Below are 16,241 nucleotides of genomic sequence, written 5' to 3'. Positions count from 1 at the left end.
AGACCAGGTTCTAGTCTATTCTTTCTTTGTTGCGACAACCGCAGCAGGCAAAGAGATTATAAAGCCAGGCGATGAGCAAACCACAGATAAAGGAGTCAATGAATGCAATCAGGCCACCTAGAAAGCTACCTAAGATAGTGGGCTCATAGCCAATATATAATGTGCCTAACGCGGCAACAAATGGTTTTCCATAAGCATGGTAAGTCGCAATTAATCCCAGAATAAGTACAGAAATGCCCCAAATAATGCCTAAACTCAGCCCGAGAGCAACTGGACTTAATTTACATTTATTCATAGCGCTCATCCAATGAATTGCTGGTAATTTTATTATAGTTCAGAGAAAAATTGCCCGAGTTAGTTATTGTTGTTAATCATACTTGCAAATATTTGTTAATATATTGTTCTAGTATATACTTTATTAAGCAATCTGTTCGAATAGAGAAATATCGTGAAACCTGATCAACTACCTCCTCTAGTCGTTCTCTCTTCGACAACAACTGAACACATCGATTGTTGTGATAGCGAAGGTAAGTTATTGCTAACGGATAGCCACAAGCCAATACTGTATGTACCCACACTATTAGTACAACAAGAGCTGATTACCCCTGATTATGTTTTATATTTGTTGGATAATGATGAAAATTTATCTGCCAAACTAGAAAATATTGAAAACAGCGAACAAAATGCCATTGTGCTCGTTGGCACGCAACGTGATAGAAAAGCTTATTTTATCGAAAAAGGGAAATTAATTTCCCCTTATCCTGTGGAATTATCGTGTGGCTACAGTCTGGAAAAGATGAAAGAATTACACCCTACCGAGAGTGGTAAAGTAAATCCTGCTGACAATAATAAAAATACATTAGCGACAGTCATTCGTTACCTTCGTTTAAATGGTGATCGGGCCAATGAGGTGGAAATAACAGGTACTCGTACTGGCAAGAATGTTTTTTCAATGAGCTTTGGTCCATGCAATCCAATAGTGGGTCAGCGAAAAAATGATAAGCAATTTGTGCTTAATCATGCGGATGGGTCTGGCGTTGATAGAGAGGGTGGAATAGGTAAATTTTTAAAGAGTATTGAAGAAGGTGGCGGTGCCGATTTTATCGCAGTGATGCAAAATCCTAAGGTAGCAAGAAGCATGGCTAAGGCGCCCATTATTGCAGGCGGTTTAGCAGTGGAGCTAAAAAAGAGCAATATTCTGCGCATTAATTTTCCAGAGGGTTATAATGCCATTGCTTGCATTAACGGCGATACTATCATTCTGACAAAAAATATGCAGTTTTTTAAGACTATTGAAGAAAAACAGGAATTACTGCATAAGTTTTCGAGCGCAAGTGCTGCAGAAAAAAGCCGTGAAATTGAGATGCATGACGATAAGCAGGTTATAGATCTGTCAGGCTCTATAGAAGAAATAGAGAGAGTGAATCAGCAATTAAAAAAATCCACACTTAAGAAAAAAGGACCTTATGATGCTATTCTTCAAGGATTACAATCGCTTGGAATAGAAAAACCTAAAAAGGAAGGTTTTTTTAGAAGTTTTTTAAAATTTTAATAGAGTAATTCTATCATTTTAGTACCAAAACCTGTGCCATCTGAACAAATTTCATTAGTATTGTTCAATTGCCAGTTGTTTCATCAACTTCATTTCCCTATAATCCAATTTCTTCTCACTTAAGGAAAGAATAAACCCATGAAAAAAATAGTTTTATTTTTGTTAGCAAGCTTATTCATAATGAGTGCTCATGCAAGGGAAACGCTCTGCGGTTATCGGGATTATTTTCATCTGGATGACAAGACGCATCCAGGTATTTTTATTGTCAGTGCTAATAATACTCCAGATATCTATCTGCAAGTCATCGGCCCTAGAAGTTTTGAAATCAGAGATACTCATCAGTGCAGAGAGGGTTATGCCCACGTCACTGTTGCCTACGATGCATTTAACTGGTGTGTATTGGATATTAAAGACGGTCCTTATATGATGCATCCCTCTGTGACTGCATCATGCAGTGGTATGAGCTACAAAGGTATCACTTACGACGGCTTTAATTCTTATTCCTATACCATTAACCTTGATTAATCTCTAAGTAGCCAGAAGCCATTTCTGGCTATTTTTTCAATTGCAGTAACAAGCTATCAGTGCCGTGGCAATTCCCTCGGGCCGCCTTTCAATAATAACCTGCGACGCCATTTCTGCATGACTAAAGAAAGCAGTAAGCTTCCTGTTCTATAGTTAATATTAAGCGCTGTTCCCTTAAGATTGTCATGAGTACGCCTAAAGAACATTTAACAATAGAGTATGATTCTGCTGCAACAGCAATTCGTGGAAATCCCAAAGTTCTAAAGGCGTTTATTAGTCTAGAGTCTTTGAGTGTAATGCAGAAACAGCAACTATGTCTTTTGGCGGTACAGCTTAAATGGTCAATTATTTATCAAGTTCCTGAAGATTTATTAAATGATGACATAATCATTGCTTGTTTAGAGCAATCTTCTGATTACATCCAGGACATTGCCCCCCAATATGTCACGCCCAAACTCATAGAGGTGGTAGCAAATACAATAGACGATCTGGAGTTTGTTCCTCCTTGTTTACGAACACCCGCTATTTGTTTGAGTGGTGTGAGAAAGCATTGGCAAAGTATGGATATGGTGCCTGACGATGACGCTTTTCACACTGTTTATCTCACCGGTATAGAAAAAAATTGGCGTGCTTTTTTTTATCTTCCAGAACAACGCAGAGAAGACCCAGTGATTTTGGAAGCTTTAAAAAAAGCGTGGTTGTCTAAAGAGTTGCCGTTTCCTGAGCCGTTTGACATGCAGAGGCTATGTATCATTGCTATTGAACAGGATCCGGACTTACTCTCGAGGATGCCGCAAAAAATTCTTAACAAAGAGATTTGTTTTACTGCTTTGAAAAAAAAGATAGGGTTACTTGAATATATTCCTGAGGAATTACGACTTGAAGTCTGTACTGAACTAGTGCGCCATTACAGTATGGCTCTTGGTAATTTACCACCTCGATTACGCAAAACGGTTATAGAAAAAATTGGGCCAGACAAAATCTTAGCCAATGATTTTCAGTCTTTTTCTCTACTCTCTGCGTATAGAGGGTATGAGCAAACCATTTTGCAGACTATCACTACTTGGGAACATGTTGTTGTCACAAAACCAGAGGCATTTTATATTGATGCAGAGATCCATGATTCCTATTTAGTGTACGCCAACGCGAACAAACGCGCTAATAAAACTGTTCATGTCGATGCCCCTTATGTTCGAGCCTGTCTTGATAGGCTGCGTAATAATAAAACGATTAATTTGGTTTTATTAGGTCATGATCCTATGTTCGAAACAGAAAGAAGGATAGGCGGTCTCCATTATCTAGAGATTATCGAACTTCTAAAGGAGTATCCCAATATCAATCGTATTACTCTTCTTACCTGTAATTCAGTGAAGGTAGAGTTATTAGAAGAAGAGAAGAAGATAAACCAACGGTTAGTCGAAAGAGAGCTGGCGCTATTTTCTCCCTGTGCTTTGCTACTCATGATCTCGGTACCGGATGAGGAGAAATCTGCTGCTATTTTAGCAACCTCAGGAAATACACAGGCATTTATTTTGATAAAACAAGAAGAGAATTATTCATTACTTTATCTTCGCCAAGAGGCAGCTGTGATAAAGCATTTACAGATTTCACTTAGTAGAGCCGAAATGTCTAAGCTGCATAAAACCATTTATCCCAATGGAAAAAAATTACCTTTCCCAGCCAATACAGGAGGATACAATTATATTCGCGGTGGCCATGGAAGAGAGCCTCTAGAAAAAAAACAATTTTTAGCGTTTTATCGCACAATATTTCAAAAAAACCTCTACAGTAAAACTAACCCAAACTATAAAACCAATAAGCAATATTACAGCTTCTTTAACAATATCAGGATGGATGAAGGAGAATATTCCAAGCTTAAGAATAGCTTGCTGAAAACGATTGTGGATAGGATAAGAGAAGAAAAGTTTGATAGAGTCATTGATGTCAAGGGATATAATTATGCGCTTCTTGTCGACACGCTAGAGCGTCTATTTATTGCTGGTATTCGCACATCAGCTTATCAAGAGTTCTATAAGAAAAAAAATCAGGCGCTATTTTTTGAAAGTTTAGATAATCTGATTAGGGAAGTAGTAGAAAAAGAGCGAGACAAAACGGTTAATCGTATCTTGACGCAAGTATCTCCTGAAAGTGAAGACAGAGAAGAAAGTGAAAGCTTGTCACAGGTTAAAGCCGTGATCTATAGAGTATATCCTAGATTTAATAATTCTTAAGTTAATGGCTCTTTATTCCGCAAAAGCAATGACGCTATTTCTGTAAGACATAAGTTCCCGGCGCTGATGGTAAGGAAGCGTCAAGTTTTGGTGGGTTCACACGCTTTTCCGAAGAATGTGTGGTCAGCCATTCATGCCAGGCTAACCACCATGAACCTTTTCTTTTTTCCGCGATGTCAACCCAGTGATCCGCATCAATAAACGTAGAGTCTTTCTTACGTTCTCGGATACGGTAGGAGCGTCCTTTATGCCCCGGCTCGCTTACAATGCCTGCATTATGGCCACCTGAGGTTAAAACGAAGGTGATATCGTTATTCATCATGAGATGAATTTTATAAACGGAACGCCAAGGTGCGACGTGATCTTTTTCAGTACTCACCGCAAAAGTGGGCAAATGAATATTTTCAGCTACAATATGTTTTCCTTCAATGGCAAAGCGTCCAGCAGCAAAATCATTTTTAAGAAAAAGCTTTTCCAGGTATTCACTGTGCATTTTGTAAGGCATACGCGTGGCATCGGCATTCCACGCCAGTAAATCAATCATACCTCGTTGTTTACCGCTCATGTAATCATGCACCATTTTCGACCAGATAAGGTCATAGGAGCGGAGCATTTGAAAAGAGCCTGCCATTTGTTTAGTGTCTAGATAACCCTTTTCCCACATCATATTTTTAAGAAAGCTTACTTCACTTTCCGTAATAAATAACATGAGCTCTCCAGCTTCGCTAAAATCTCCTTGTGCTGCTAAAAGAGAAAGCGTGTTTAAACGCTTGTCACCCTCTATTGCCATATATGCCGCTGAAATCATTGCCAGTGTGCCACCAAGGCAGTAACCCATTAAATTAATCTTTGCTTTTGGCCTGCGTTTAGAGACAGCATCAATGGCAGCCATCGCACCCAATCGATGATAATCATCTAATCCCAAGTGGCGATCTTTACTTCGTGGATTGCGCCAGGAAACAATAAAGACCGTATGTCCCTGTGATACCAGCCATTTAACCAAGGAATTATGCGGAGATAAATCAAGGATATAATATTTCATTATCCAGGCGGGTAAAATTAATACAGGCTCTTTATACACCGTTTTTGTTGTTGCCTCATATTGTATGAGCTCAATCAGGTGATTGCGAAATACGACTTTGCCAGGTGTGATAGCGACATGTTTTCCCGGTATAAAATTTTCCACTCCTTCAGGGGGTATATCAAATATCCGTTCAAGTCTGTCTTGAATGGCGAGTTTAGTGCCATGAAATAAATTAAGTCCCAATGTGCTGATGGTTTCCTGAAACAGATCGGGATTAGTAAGCACAAAATTTGATGGCGATAATGCATCAATAATTTGACGGGCGCAAAAAGACACCGTGCGTTCAACATGAGAGGGAACACCGGGAATATCAGTGGTTGCTCGTCGCCACCAATCTTCAAATTGCAGAAAATTTTCCGCATAAATTTCCCATGGCCATGATTGCCAACTGTCTGTATGAAAACGAACATCCCTGCCATCACCGGGTCTTAGATGACAAATAATTTTAGTGGTACAATCTTGCGCATGAAAAGCAGGGTAAAGCGCAAGTTCAAGTGCTCGTCCTGGACATAAAGCCAACTGGGAAAGCCATGAAAAATAGGCCGTTGCCAGAGCAGCCGGAGATATTCCAGCCGTAAATTTAGCAATGATAGCTTGATGAAACCTGTCTAATAAGTCAAAAAACTGGTCCAACTCCTCTGAGGTAATAGGAGTATCACAGATGTCGCAGTGCAAATTATTTCTAAAAACAGGCCCTATCTGCGACAATATCGCTGCTTCTCCTATAGGGGCTTTCCTTTTAATTTTAGACATGGCTATGTCCCTAATTAACCATACTTATAAAATAGTACAAAATACTTTAAGAAGCTTCCCAAGTATTAATATTATCAACTTCTTGAGGTGACGTTTAAGTCCATGGCGTCAATGTTTTCACTTGGATTCTGTAAAGCCCTTTCTAAATGTCTATTTAGAGTGACCCTGTCTTTTCTAATACTATTGCCATGTTGCTTGGCAGATCCTCTTCTTTGGATTTTACAATCTTGTAGGTATTTTTCTAAAGTTAGAGATTTTATGTCTTTACCAATGCTGGCAGAATCGGAAGGAGCCATTCTAAAAAAACGATGTGTGTTGGCAATAGCCGGTTGCCGAATACCAGAGTCACTAATTAACCAGTGATTACCTTTTTCGTCTGGTGTAAAGATTACTCCACCGTAATATTTAATTTCACCGTTATCTAGCAGTAAGAGCGAGTCTTCAAATTTTTTAGCCAGTAAAGCATTCTTTTTCTCCTGACCACAGCAATAAAGATGAATGGCTTCCAGTCTGGTGGCAATAAATAAAAAATCATAATTAAAACGCTCAGCTAACGTTTCTGTACTGATGATGGTTGCTGTTGCGGGATCCGTGAAATTTGTTACTATGGTAGGATCTGTCTCACTCCCATGTGCCAAAACAAAAACGGTAATATCTTTTTCAAGTAAATTGTCGTTAAGGGGTTCTCCATGATGGATCACCTGAATTTCCTCAGTGGAATATAAGGAATGATTGGCTACCCAAATTCTTGCTGCATCCGCAAGATTTCCTGTTTGAGTTTGCGAAAAAGGAATATAGAGAATGATCATAATAAGCTCTATTATTAGAAAGGCTGCATTTTAACCAAAAAACCTTAATCGAGTATTAAGCGTATTTTCTTTGCTCTAATTTTTTAAATTACACTCAAAAAATTGTTGGCCATTAGTCTTTGCTAAATTTTCACGCTATTATGAAAGGCATGTTTTCTGCTTGTAAAAATGAGCATCAGAAATTAGGCCAAGTTTTGTCGTCGTTCGATAAATGAATAGTTGTATCTTTTGAAATTAAACAAAAGGGGTGGTCATGAAAAAACAGGCTCTAAAGCTAATTATTAGCGCCATGCTGCTATTGTCATATCAGTGGACTATGGCAAATCAACAAAGCTGGAATAGCTGGCTTGCAGAGGTGAGGCAAGAGGCGTTGGAGCAAGGTATTTCTGCGAGCGTTTTTGATGAAGCATTCGCAGGTATTCGTGAGCCAAGCCGGCAGGTTAAAGGGTTGGCACGTTCCCAACCGGAGCATCGGCTAACATTTAATAAATACCTTCATTCTCGGGCAGATAATTACAGAATTGCTATGGGACGAAAGCACTATGCTAGAAATAAAGAAATATTGGAAGAAATTGGCCGGCAATTTGGTGTAGATCCTTGTTTTATAGTCTCTTTTTGGGGAATGGAAAGTAGTTACGGCTCTTACATGGGAAATTTCCCTGTTATTAAATCATTGGCAACTCTTGCTTACGATTCTAATCGACGTGATTTTTTTCGCAAGCAACTGTTTTTAGCTTTACGCATATTAAATGATGGTCATGTAACGCTGGATCTTTTTAAAGGTGAGTGGGCTGGGGCTTCCGGACAACCTCAATTCCTTCCTTCAAGTTGGATGGAGTTTGCAGTGGATTATGATGGGGATGGCCGTAAAGACATCTGGAGTTCCAAACCTGATGTATTTGCTTCAATTGCTAATTATATGAAAAAAAATGGTTGGCAAACTGGACAACCCTGGGCTATTCATGTGAAATTACCACCAAAATTTGATATGAAACTAGAAGGCAAGTCCATTACCAAACCAGTCAGTGAATGGACAGCTTTAGGTGTTCGTACTGAAAAAGGAGAGCCCTTGCCTTATCCGGAACTACAGGCAAGTATTGTTCAACCTTATGGAGGTCCGGTATTTTTAGCTTATCCAAATTATAAAATGATTTTGCGCTACAATAATTCTATTTATTATGCGGGTGCAATTGGTTATATGGCCGATAAAATTTGTAATCGCATAAGATAAATCAGCAACAAAACTTGGTGTCTTTAAGATGCCAAGTTTTTCAAGTACTGTTCGACTAAGTTAAAATTGCATAGTCATAACTCAGAGCTACCTTGCAGCAAGCTTACAGGAGATTATTATGGAGAACTATCTCGATAAAACAGCCAGCTTAACTCCAGCTGCAAAACGAATTATTTGCGACAAGGCGACGGAATATCCTTTTACGGGTGAATATAATACAGTTGCGAAAAAGGGTAGTTATCTTTGCCGACGTTGTGGTTTGGCGCTCTTTCGTGCAAAAAATCAATTTCATTCAGGTTGTGGTTGGCCAAGCTTTGATAATGATATTGTGCAAGCAGTATTACAAGTGCCCGACAGTGATGGGCAACGAACGGAGATTCTTTGTGGTCGTTGTCATGCGCATTTAGGCCACGTTTTTATAGGCGAGAATTTTACCCAGGCCAATCTACGTCATTGCGTTAATTCAGCTTCGATTGATTATGTCTCTGATGATGGCGTTTTAGATACTGAAGAAGCCATCGTTGCTGGAGGATGTTTCTGGGGAGTGGATTATTTTTTGCGCCAGCTTCCTGGCGTGCTCAAAGTGGAGGTAGGCTATTCAGGAGGAGTCGTAATGGAGCCTACTTATGATCAAGTTTGCCATGGAGATACTGGACACTATGAGGTGGTAAGAGTTGTCTATGATGTAGAAAAAACAGATTACCACACTGTGCTTAAGCGGTTTTTCGAAATTCACGATCCTACTCAACGTTCGGGACAAGGTCCTGACATGGGGCATCAGTATAAAAGTGCAGTTTTTTATTATAATGAAGAACAACTACAAGAAGCGCTAGCTTTAATACAAATCTTGAAAGGTCGCGGGTATGAGGTAGTCACGCGTTTATTACCAGTACAAATATTTTGGCCTGCCGAAGGTTATCATCAAAACTACTACGGCAAACATAGCAAAATGCCTTATTGTCATCGACCTGAACCAAGATTTGGCTAAAAGGTCAGATTAAAAATTTACCATTGCCTAACCTCGAAAAAAACAGTGCTATCTACGCACAGGTCTCACGCACAAGACTGAGCCTTGTTCGTGAGAGATTTAGAATTGTAGTGCAGATGATGACTGTGACATAGGTAGTTGTTCCTTTTCTGTCTGCGCGTGTTGCTTAATTTGGTGACGTTTTTGAAGACCAAAAAAACCAGCCTCACTTGCAGAGGATTGAAGAGGACGATTATTCAACAGCTCACCCTTTTTTTCTTCTTTTTTCTCATCAAATTTTGATAAATAGGTGATTATTTCTCCAAGACGTGCACAATAAGTTTGTTTCCCTGGCGTTTTGCTCCAATACTCTTTTGTTTTTTGTGCCTGGGTCAAAATATTACTACCGCACCCATCAGGTAACAGTTTGGCACCATTTTTTACCAAAAAATTTACCATGGTGAAATCAGCGGCATTGATTGCTGCATGTAAAGGAGATAGCAAAACACCATCTTTGGATTTAGAGGGTACGATACGACAATTAATATTGGCGCCTTTATTTATTAGGTGACCTACTTTTTTTATATTGCCTTGGCGTACTGCATCGATTAACTTTTCTGCTTCCTCTCTGTTTGCCGCTAAGGCCTCATTAATTCGAGCACAATTTTTTTCATCACCAAATTTACTCTTCGCTACATCAAAGGTAATTAAGCTCCCACAGCACTGGATATTTGTTAACAATCTCTCAAGATCGGTTGCTGATAATTGCTTAAATTTATTATTGGTTAACTCAACAGCTACTAGATGATTAAACTTTGGTAGTACGTCAATGAAACCTTTGAGTTCTGCATTAGTCAGTTTATTATTGGGAAATAGTAAATAAGAGAGGGAAGGGCATTTAGGTAATTCAGCAACTAACTTAGTAAATAATTTACCCCTCAAATTGCCTCTGCAGGCAATGATTTCTAAAGAAGGCAATTTTGGTAATAAAGAGATTAACGATTCAATATGTGTTTTATTTAATTTATCTTCGGTAATTTCCAGAATAGTTACTTTAGCAAGTTGTTCATTGGTTAAATTTAATAAATGGCTAATTTTCATTGACCTACTCCAACAGTGAAAATTTTATCTATGTTCCGTTCAATACATCATGAAGTATGACTTTTATGATTGTTCTGGGTATTCACACTGCGATTGTTATGAGTCACGGCAGAGCAATTTTAATGCATAGTGACTAATGGCGAAATGGGGAAAATTACCCACTAAAAAATCTATTGGTGTTAATCAATTCTTAAGCTTAAGTGTTTTACACTGATAAAAAAAGTAAGAGGAGATTGCCATGTCAAATAAGAAATTGTCTGAGCGTTTAAATAATGAATTAGATGCGCTTGGCGTTCCCGGTTTAATGATGGAACGCATTGAAGTATGTTCCAAACTATTTAAGCTACCTAAGTTTAAAACAGAAGCCGTGTTAAACGGAATGGTATTAGATTCTCTGGCGATTGAAACAATTGCCAATGAATTGGAAGTAAGTGCCGATTGGCTATTGGGCTTAAAAAACGAGAGAGGCAAACAACACTAAGAAAGCCGCTTGCTTGTTATTAAAATTTATTAATACTTTTACCAGAATGACCAGGTTGTTGACCCTGATGTTGGTGTCCAGGTTGTGATCCTTTGCCTGGACCTACTTGGTCTGGGCTAGCATCTGTATTAAATCTTAATTTTCCCAAGTGACTTTCTTTATAGTTTTTTAGGGTGAGTTTCATCTTTATCCCTGTTCACTGTCAACTCCTGTTAATTTTTGCCTTGGAGCTTTCCGCCTGATTTTCCGAGTTCTTTGTACCGGCTTTATAAAGTGCATCAACTTTTTCTGCTTTGCGCGTGTTTTCGAGCAATTGCTGCTCATTTAGTTGTGCTTGCCAAAAAGCTTTTGCCTGTTGTTTGAATTGATTCAAGTGTTGGAACAATTTACCCAAATGTTCCGCCAGCATAGGCAATTTATTGGGGCCAAAAACTACAATGGCAACAAGCAAAATTAATAAGAGCTCGCCGCTACTCATTTTTATCGTCTTTTTTATCGCTTTCTTCATTCATGGCACGACGAAAATTTTTAATGGCTGCACCTAAATCAGCGCCTATATTTTTTAATTTATTAGTGCCAAATAAAGCGATAACAATGAGTAATACTAGTAGTAATGATAGAGGACTGACGCCACTTAAGCCCATATTAACTCCTGGTTGTTCGGTTAAGGACAGTTAAAACCCCACCTACAATGGCAGCTGATAATGCCATCGCTGCCAGTTTATCTTGATTCAAGACATCAAGTATACCTACGGTAACCAAGGCTGCAAAAATACCAATGCCAAAGCCCTTATACCAAGGTGACGGTGTAGGCGTAATTATTCGTTCATTATCACGAATTAAATGGCGTATTTTTTCTTCCCGGGTTAGCTGCAAGACATCATTTAAAAGACGGGGCATATGTGGCAGTTGCTCTGATAGAAAAGGAAGATTTTCACGCAATTGTCTGATAAAGGCACGTGGGCCCATTTGCTCTTTAAGCCACTTTTCCAGAAACGGTTTGGCTGTTGTCCATAAATCCAGCTCAGGATAAAGTTGCCGGCCGAGCCCTTCGATAGCCAACAGTGTTTTCTGTAATAAAACCAATTGCGGTTGTACTTCCATTTGAAAGCGTCGCGCAACCTGGAAAAGTCGCAAGACAACCTGTGCAAAGGAAATTTCCTTTAACGGTTTCTCAAAAATAGGCTCACACACCGTACGAATGGCACTTTCAAATTCTTCGACACGCGTATCACGTGCAACCCATCCCGACTCGACATGTAAAGCGGCAACTCGGCGATAATCGCGATTAAAAAAGGCATATAAATTTTCGGCTAGATAACGTTTGTCATTGTCACTTAAGGTGCCAATAATACCAAAATCAATACAGATATATTGCGGATCATAAGGACGCAATGGTGAAACAAATATATTACCAGGATGCATATCCGCGTGAAAAAAGCAGTCTCTAAAAACTTGAGTGAAAAAAATCTCAACGCCACGTTCTGCCAATTTTTTAATATCTACCCCATGTTCTTTTAATGAAGGGACATCGGCTACAGGTATCCCATGAATGCGCTCCATAACCAGGATATTTTCACGAGTGTAGTCCCAGAAAATTTCAGGAATATAAAGTAAGGGAGATTTATTAAAATTTCTGCGTAATTGTGCTGCATTGGCAGCTTCCCGTTGCAAATCAAGCTCATCCAGCAAATTGTGCTCGAATTCCTGGACAATTTCTTTAGGTTTCAAGCGCTTGCTTTCTGACCAATATCTATCAGCCAGATTAGCAATGGTATGCATGATACTTAAATCTTTCTCAATAATTTTGCGCATATTGGGGCGTAAAATTTTTACAACGACATCCTCGCCTGTTTTTAATTTGGCAGCATGAACTTGGGCCATCGAAGCCGAAGCAAGAGGGACAGGGTCAAATTCCGCAAACACATCAAATGCAGAGCGACCAAAAGCCAATTCAAAAATAGCTAGTGCTTTTTCACTGGCGAAAGGCGGCACATCATCTTGTAACTTGCACAATTCCAGTGCGATATCCGGAGGTAAAATATCAGGGCGTGTAGAAAGAGCCTGCCCAAACTTAATAAAAATAGGCCCCAGTTCTTCTAACGTTTTTCGCAACGCTTCGCCGCGTGTTAATTTTTCTCGGCGAAACCAATTCCAGGGATTTAAGTAAACAATAAAACGAAAGGGTGAAAAAAGACGAATAGAGACAATAACCTGATCCAGTCCATTCTTAGCCAGGATGGTGTTAATATGGAGAAGCCGGATTAATTGTTTAATCGATTTCATGTTTTCCCTTGAATTGGTTAACATGAGCCTGCAAGCGTTCCACGTCTAGCGCCAATTGATCAATATCCTTGTAAAAATCCTCTATCTCTTCACGAGAAGGGAAAAGACGCAATTCTTCGTGCAGATAATTCGCCATATTGTGATGGAAGGATTCCTGGAGTTGCTTTTTAAAAGCAAAGCCTTGGCGAAACAGGGAACCAACCTGGTGAGCAACCACATCACCGGTAAAATGAGCCAAATGACCTTCCCAATCAATATCCAATTCATCAAACAGGTTTTTAACAGCCTGCCCCAGCTCTACATCGCCTGAGAGTCTAATTTTATCATTAAACAAGGAACGTGCTTTGGAAGCCGGCAGAAAACTTAAGCGAATTAAGCCAAGAGGGCTACTATGAATAATGGTATCCGGCTTTCCGTCATAATGGGCTAGCAACTTCAATTGTTCCTGCTCAAACAAAATAAAGAAATTCGCGCCAAGTGGTGCAACAATAATTTCAAGCACTTTTCCATGCAATGCGATAATTTTATCCGGTATTGACTCATCCAGGGCAAGCGCATGATTAATCGCTTTTTGCAGCGCTTTTAATGAATATTTTTTAATCATAACACCTCAATATTTGTAAGCAATATGCAAGGCAACAATTCCGCCACTTAAATTATAATAATGGCAATCTTCAAATCCTACTTTCTCGATCATTGATTTTAAGCCTTCTTGTGAAGGATGCATGCGTATGGATTCGGCAAGGTAGCGATAACTGTCTCCATCTTGTGCAAAAAATTCACCTAGTTTAGGAAGCACATTGAAAGAGTACCAATCATAAATTGGTTTCAAACCAGGCAAAGTGGGGCTTGAAAACTCCAACACCATGACCTTTCCACCGGGTTTACATACCCGGTACATTGAACACAATGCTTCTTCTTTATCAGTTACATTGCGCAATCCAAAGCCAATGGTGATGCAATGAAAGCTATTATCCTTAAACGGCAATGTCTGTGCATTTGCCTGCACAAATTCAAGGTTTTGATATAAGCCTTCATCAAGAAGACGATCGCGGCCTACTGCCAACATGGCTGCATTAATATCTGCCAGAATTACTGTCCCTTGAGGGCCAACTTTTCTGCTGAGCAACCGCGTCAAATCGCCACTCCCTCCTGCGAGATCAAGCACGCTCTGTCCTGGACGCACATGACTAAGTTCTACCGTAAAACGTTTCCACAGATGATGGATTCCCATGGACATAATATTGTTCATGAGATCATAGTTTTCAGCTACCGATTTAAAGACGGCACCTACTTTTTTCTCTTTTTCATTCCAAGCTACAGATTCGAAGCCAAAATGAGTCAATTTCTCGTTATCGGTCATTGATAGGTATATAAATTCGCAGGTGACCTATATTAACCTATCTGAGGCCGTATACCCAACGAAAATGACAACACTAATGAGGAGATTGTCACTAGCCTTTATAAGGCTACTATTATTTTTCACAATAAACTTGTAATCTTTTACTAATCCCTTCGTACTACTAAAGCAGACCGGTCATGATCACTGTCCTATTTGAAACTTTCGTGCCCTTGTTGAGCCTGTTTATCTTTTTATTGGGAGCCGGTTTTTTTTCTACCCTGCTCGCATTAAACATGACTTTAAATCATGCTTCTCCCGTGGAAATTGGTGCGCTTACTGGAATTTATTATGCAGGCCTGGTAGCAGGTTCATTGCGAGCAGAACGCTTTATTACCCGCGTAGGTCATGGGAATGCTTATGCCGTGTTTGCTTCTACCTTGGCAATCATTTGTCTGATACATGGTATTTTTTACAATGTTAATTTATGGCTTGCTTTACGCTTTATCGGTGGATTTATTATAGCAGGTCTATTTATTGTCATTGAAAGTTGGCTTCTTTGCAAAAGCACTAAAGTGAATCGTGGCCAAGTGTTATCCCTGTATATGATCTCCTTTTACGGTGCACAAAGTTTGGGCCATTTCTTTTTGAATGTGGGCGAAACGCAATCATTAATACCCTATGTCATCGCCTCTATGATGTGCTCGTTATCGATTATTCCTATCGCCATGTCTTATGTCAGCTCTCCTAAATTTGATAAGCCTTCGACATTGAATTTTGCCACAATACTACGGGTATCACCCTCTGGGTTAGTAGGTTGTTTACTCTCAGGGCTAATTATGGGTGGACTGTTTGGTTTTATGCCCACGTATTTAAATCATATTTTTCATGAGAAGGCTGAAGTTGCAAAACTTATGTTTGTAATCATCTTTGGTGGCATGCTATTGCAATATCCCGTGGGCAAACTATCGGATCTCATGGAACGAGGTATTGTTTTAATTTTGCTTACCCTGGCAACGGTCATTGTTTCCATTTTACTCATAAAGGGATATCACAATACCTGGTTTATAGTCATCCTCATGGCATTGTTTGGTGGGTTTACATTTACAATATACCCTATCAGTATTAGTTGTGCCTGTGATGAGCTGCATGACTGCGACATCGTAGCTGGCACGCAAAGTTTACTGCTTGCCTATAGTGTCGGAGCCATGATTGGTCCTTTCATTGCCTCTTTTTATATGCATATTTCTTATGCGCGAGGCTTGTTTATGTATTTCAGCAGCATTTGCGCAGTTGCTCTCCCCATGTTTATTATGTGGCGGGCTCAAAAAATTAATCGTACCAGCCCTGAATTAATTTAATAACTGCTTTAAAGCCTGTAGATAATCGGCTTCATTGGGTAAAGTATTATCTCGCTGGGCCCGCCATAAACATTCGGCAAGATAATCCATCATCGAATGTTCTACTGCCAAGGCATCCGCATATTTTTTTAGCAACTGTTGGTAAATTTTAGTGATACCTTCTGGCCTGTTGGTACTAACTTGCTCACGAATGGCAAGGTGCAGGCCCATATGCAAAAAAGGATTAGTTTGTCCCATCTCAGGAAAGTAGGCTTGTTCCTTATTGTTGGATTCTAACAAGGCATGATATTCAGGGTGTGCAATGATTACATCGACAATTTGCTGCTCCAAAGGTAGCAGGGGTTGTTTGGTGAGATATTTTTGCCAGCTTGTAAAGAAAAGTTGCCGAGTATTTTGAACGCTATCACCGTAGAACATAAGCTTATCTATCATCATCTCTCATGTGTGGAGTCTAGCGCAGGAGTTGCAGAACAACAATCGATTTAATCAATCGCTTAAAATATTGACAATCTTCCTACATC

Annotated in this window: 18 protein-coding genes; 7 read left to right on the top strand and 11 right to left on the bottom strand. The window is 39.5% G+C overall.

Annotated features, from left to right (window positions below; all coding sequences use genetic code 11):
• Positions 1–10: 10 nt before the first annotated feature.
• Complete coding sequence (locus clem_RS14275; RefSeq protein WP_094092160.1) at positions 11–295, bottom strand: bacteriophage holin; 285 nt, start codon at positions 293–295, stop codon at positions 11–13.
• Between the two features lie 153 nt (positions 296–448).
• Here clem_RS14275 and clem_RS14270 point away from each other — a divergent pair, with 153 nt between their 5' ends.
• The 3 genes from clem_RS14270 (at position 449) to clem_RS14260 (ending at position 4,308) form a co-directional block, all read left to right on the top strand.
• Positions 449–1,552: a hypothetical protein gene (locus tag clem_RS14270; RefSeq protein ID WP_094092159.1), complete on the top strand. Its 1,104-nt coding sequence runs from the start codon at positions 449–451 to the stop codon at positions 1,550–1,552.
• Between the two features lie 138 nt (positions 1,553–1,690).
• Complete coding sequence (locus tag clem_RS14265) at positions 1,691–2,077, top strand: hypothetical protein (protein ID WP_094092158.1); 387 nt, start codon at positions 1,691–1,693, stop codon at positions 2,075–2,077.
• A 185-nt stretch (positions 2,078–2,262) separates the two neighbouring features.
• On the top strand, positions 2,263–4,308 hold the full coding sequence (locus tag clem_RS14260) for a DUF4116 domain-containing protein (RefSeq protein ID WP_094092157.1): 2,046 nt from the start codon (positions 2,263–2,265) through the stop codon (positions 4,306–4,308).
• A gap of 34 nt (positions 4,309–4,342) precedes the next feature.
• Here clem_RS14260 and clem_RS14255 read toward each other — a convergent pair whose 3' ends face one another.
• The gene (locus clem_RS14255; RefSeq protein ID WP_094092156.1) at positions 4,343–6,145 is read right to left on the bottom strand and encodes a PHA/PHB synthase family protein; all 1,803 of its coding nucleotides are present in this window, start codon (positions 6,143–6,145) and stop codon (positions 4,343–4,345) included.
• A gap of 74 nt (positions 6,146–6,219) precedes the next feature.
• A complete protein-coding gene (locus clem_RS14250; RefSeq protein WP_094092155.1) occupies positions 6,220–6,954 on the bottom strand; it encodes a hypothetical protein in 735 nt (244 codons plus the stop codon).
• Positions 6,955–7,207: 253 nt separating this feature from the next.
• On the opposite strand from clem_RS14250, the gene clem_RS14245 reads away from it, so the two are divergent.
• Both clem_RS14245 and clem_RS14240 read left to right on the top strand, forming a co-directional pair.
• Positions 7,208–8,185: a lytic murein transglycosylase gene (locus tag clem_RS14245; RefSeq protein ID WP_094092154.1), complete on the top strand. Its 978-nt coding sequence runs from the start codon at positions 7,208–7,210 to the stop codon at positions 8,183–8,185.
• A 118-nt stretch (positions 8,186–8,303) separates the two neighbouring features.
• Positions 8,304–9,173, top strand: a complete 870-nt coding sequence (locus clem_RS14240) for a bifunctional methionine sulfoxide reductase B/A protein (RefSeq protein WP_094092153.1) — start codon at positions 8,304–8,306, stop codon at positions 9,171–9,173.
• Between the two features lie 99 nt (positions 9,174–9,272).
• Here clem_RS14240 and clem_RS14235 read toward each other — a convergent pair whose 3' ends face one another.
• Positions 9,273–10,253: an ankyrin repeat domain-containing protein gene (locus tag clem_RS14235; RefSeq protein WP_094092152.1), complete on the bottom strand. Its 981-nt coding sequence runs from the start codon at positions 10,251–10,253 to the stop codon at positions 9,273–9,275.
• A gap of 238 nt (positions 10,254–10,491) precedes the next feature.
• On the opposite strand from clem_RS14235, the gene clem_RS14230 reads away from it, so the two are divergent.
• Positions 10,492–10,734 (top strand): hypothetical protein, encoded by a 243-nt coding sequence (locus clem_RS14230; protein WP_094092151.1) that lies wholly within the window; start codon positions 10,492–10,494, stop codon positions 10,732–10,734.
• Positions 10,735–10,753: 19 nt separating this feature from the next.
• Here the strand turns inward: clem_RS14230 and clem_RS15240 are convergent, their stop codons facing one another.
• The 6 genes from clem_RS15240 to ubiE are packed head-to-tail and all read right to left on the bottom strand — an operon-like array spanning position 10,754 to position 14,383.
• Complete coding sequence (locus tag clem_RS15240) at positions 10,754–10,918, bottom strand: hypothetical protein (RefSeq protein WP_232505504.1); 165 nt, start codon at positions 10,916–10,918, stop codon at positions 10,754–10,756.
• An 18-nt stretch (positions 10,919–10,936) separates the two neighbouring features.
• Positions 10,937–11,212, bottom strand: a complete 276-nt coding sequence (locus clem_RS14225) for a twin-arginine translocase TatA/TatE family subunit (protein ID WP_094092150.1) — start codon at positions 11,210–11,212, stop codon at positions 10,937–10,939.
• Positions 11,205–11,378 carry a twin-arginine translocase TatA/TatE family subunit gene (gene tatA, locus clem_RS14220; RefSeq protein ID WP_094092149.1) on the bottom strand — a complete coding sequence of 58 codons (174 nt, stop codon included), beginning with the start codon at positions 11,376–11,378 and terminating at the stop codon, positions 11,205–11,207. The genes clem_RS14225 and tatA overlap by 8 nt, the downstream gene beginning before the upstream one ends.
• A gap of 1 nt (position 11,379) precedes the next feature.
• On the bottom strand, positions 11,380–13,020 hold the full coding sequence (gene ubiB / locus clem_RS14215) for a ubiquinone biosynthesis regulatory protein kinase UbiB (protein ID WP_094092148.1): 1,641 nt from the start codon (positions 13,018–13,020) through the stop codon (positions 11,380–11,382).
• Positions 13,007–13,624 carry a ubiquinone biosynthesis accessory factor UbiJ gene (locus tag clem_RS14210; RefSeq protein WP_094092147.1) on the bottom strand — a complete coding sequence of 206 codons (618 nt, stop codon included), beginning with the start codon at positions 13,622–13,624 and terminating at the stop codon, positions 13,007–13,009. Before clem_RS14210 ends, ubiB begins: the two co-directional genes overlap by 14 nt.
• Before the next feature lie 6 nt (positions 13,625–13,630).
• Entirely contained in the window at positions 13,631–14,383 is a 753-nt protein-coding gene (gene ubiE, locus clem_RS14205; RefSeq protein WP_094092146.1) for a bifunctional demethylmenaquinone methyltransferase/2-methoxy-6-polyprenyl-1,4-benzoquinol methylase UbiE, read from the bottom strand.
• 176 nt (positions 14,384–14,559) lie between these two features.
• On the opposite strand from ubiE, the gene clem_RS14200 reads away from it, so the two are divergent.
• Positions 14,560–15,720 (top strand): MFS transporter, encoded by a 1,161-nt coding sequence (locus clem_RS14200; protein WP_094092145.1) that lies wholly within the window; start codon positions 14,560–14,562, stop codon positions 15,718–15,720.
• Here the strand turns inward: clem_RS14200 and clem_RS14195 are convergent.
• Positions 15,712–16,137 carry a DUF1841 family protein gene (locus clem_RS14195; protein WP_094092375.1) on the bottom strand — a complete coding sequence of 142 codons (426 nt, stop codon included), beginning with the start codon at positions 16,135–16,137 and terminating at the stop codon, positions 15,712–15,714. The genes clem_RS14200 and clem_RS14195 overlap by 9 nt on opposite strands.
• Between the last annotated feature and the right edge of the window lie 104 nt (positions 16,138–16,241).

Source organism: Legionella clemsonensis (assembly GCF_002240035.1).
GTDB lineage: Bacteria > Pseudomonadota > Gammaproteobacteria > Legionellales > Legionellaceae > Tatlockia > Tatlockia clemsonensis.
Note: the sequence above shows the minus strand (reverse complement) of the source record. Positions and strands in the feature narration are given on the sequence as shown.

Bases quoted from the DNA above. Each gene is read 5' to 3' on its own strand.
- clem_RS14275 (WP_094092160.1), bottom strand. From the start codon at position 295: ATGAATAAATGTAAATTAAGTCCAGTTGCTCTCGGGCTGAGTTTAGGC.
- clem_RS14265 (WP_094092158.1), top strand. From the start codon at position 1,691: ATGAAAAAAATAGTTTTATTTTTGTTAGCAAGCTTATTCATAATGAGT.
- clem_RS14260 (WP_094092157.1), top strand. From the start codon at position 2,263: ATGAGTACGCCTAAAGAACATTTAACAATAGAGTATGATTCTGCTGCA.
- clem_RS14255 (WP_094092156.1), bottom strand. From the start codon at position 6,145: ATGTCTAAAATTAAAAGGAAAGCCCCTATAGGAGAAGCAGCGATATTG.
- clem_RS14250 (WP_094092155.1), bottom strand. From the start codon at position 6,954: ATGATCATTCTCTATATTCCTTTTTCGCAAACTCAAACAGGAAATCTT.
- clem_RS14245 (WP_094092154.1), top strand. From the start codon at position 7,208: ATGAAAAAACAGGCTCTAAAGCTAATTATTAGCGCCATGCTGCTATTG.
- clem_RS14240 (WP_094092153.1), top strand. From the start codon at position 8,304: ATGGAGAACTATCTCGATAAAACAGCCAGCTTAACTCCAGCTGCAAAA.
- clem_RS14235 (WP_094092152.1), bottom strand. From the start codon at position 10,253: ATGAAAATTAGCCATTTATTAAATTTAACCAATGAACAACTTGCTAAA.
- clem_RS14230 (WP_094092151.1), top strand. From the start codon at position 10,492: ATGTCAAATAAGAAATTGTCTGAGCGTTTAAATAATGAATTAGATGCG.
- clem_RS15240 (WP_232505504.1), bottom strand. From the start codon at position 10,918: ATGAAACTCACCCTAAAAAACTATAAAGAAAGTCACTTGGGAAAATTA.
- clem_RS14225 (WP_094092150.1), bottom strand. From the start codon at position 11,212: ATGAGTAGCGGCGAGCTCTTATTAATTTTGCTTGTTGCCATTGTAGTT.
- tatA (WP_094092149.1), bottom strand. From the start codon at position 11,378: ATGGGCTTAAGTGGCGTCAGTCCTCTATCATTACTACTAGTATTACTC.
- ubiB (WP_094092148.1), bottom strand. From the start codon at position 13,020: ATGAAATCGATTAAACAATTAATCCGGCTTCTCCATATTAACACCATC.
- clem_RS14210 (WP_094092147.1), bottom strand. From the start codon at position 13,624: ATGATTAAAAAATATTCATTAAAAGCGCTGCAAAAAGCGATTAATCAT.
- ubiE (WP_094092146.1), bottom strand. From the start codon at position 14,383: ATGACCGATAACGAGAAATTGACTCATTTTGGCTTCGAATCTGTAGCT.
- clem_RS14200 (WP_094092145.1), top strand. From the start codon at position 14,560: ATGATCACTGTCCTATTTGAAACTTTCGTGCCCTTGTTGAGCCTGTTT.
- clem_RS14195 (WP_094092375.1), bottom strand. From the start codon at position 16,137: ATGTTCTACGGTGATAGCGTTCAAAATACTCGGCAACTTTTCTTTACA.